Source organism: Mycobacterium sp. E3339 (genome assembly GCF_001666915.1).
Lineage (GTDB): Bacteria > Actinomycetota > Actinomycetes > Mycobacteriales > Mycobacteriaceae > Mycobacterium.
The window spans coordinates 1-975 of record NZ_LZIZ01000013.1; the positions used below are offsets into that span (position 1 = coordinate 1).

The following is a 975-nucleotide window of genomic DNA, read 5'->3' on the forward strand; positions in this document are numbered from 1 at the left end:
GGCGCAGGCCGAGCAGGCGGCGGTGCAGGCCAGCTCGGCGGCGGCGGCTTATGAGTCGGTGTTTTCCTCGGTGGTGCCCCCGCCGGTGATCGCGGCTAACCGGGCGTTGGTGCAGCAGTTGCAGGCCACCAATGTGATCGGGCAGAACACCGGGGCGATCGCGCAGTTGGAGGCCCAGTACGGCGAGTTTTGGGCTCAAGATGCCGGGGCGATGGCCACCTACACCGCGCAGTCGACGGCGACGACCAAGGGCCTGACGCAGTTCGCGCCGGCGCCGAAGGTGACCAACGATGCGGGCACGGCCAGCCAGTCGGGCACGGTGGCCAACGCGGCGGCCAACACCACCGCGGGTAATACCGCCAACGTGGTGCAGAAGGCGGCCACCACGGCCACCACGAGCACGACCCAGCAGGCCGCCCAGGCTGCGGCCACCACGACCGATCCGTTCCAGGAGCTGTGGTTCCTGCTGACCGGCCAGACCACCCTGCCCACCAACCTGGGCACGGCCGTCAACGGTTACAGCCCCTTCGCGAGCCTGTTCTACAACACCGAGGGTCTGCCCTACTTCAGCATCGGTATGGGCAACAACTTTGTGCAGATCGCCAAGTCGGTCGGGGCGATCGGTGGTGCGGCCCCCGCGGCGGCCAAGGCGCTGCCCGGCCTGGGTGGGCTCGGTGGTCTGCTCGGTGGCGGTGCGGGTGCGGTGCACCCGGCGGCGGCCATCGGCGGGGCCGGCTCGATCGGTGGGAAGTTGTCGGTGCCGGTGGCCTGGAACAGCGCCCCGGCCGTGCCGGCGATGGGCCACACCGCGGTCCCGGTCAGCGCGATCAGCGCCGCACCCGAGGCCGCCGGGGGACCGGGCAACCTGCTCGGCGGCATGCCCCTGGCCGGCGTCGGCAGCGGCACCCACGCCGGTGCCGGCCCCCGATACGGATTCCGCCCCACCGTCATGGCCCGACCCCCCTTCGCCGGATA

1 protein-coding gene is annotated in these 975 nt (G+C 71.8%); it reads left to right on the plus strand.

The window, feature by feature from the left end:
• Positions 1-975: PPE family protein (locus A5702_RS00655; RefSeq protein ID WP_068217381.1), on the plus strand; the 975-nt coding region annotated here is incomplete at both ends.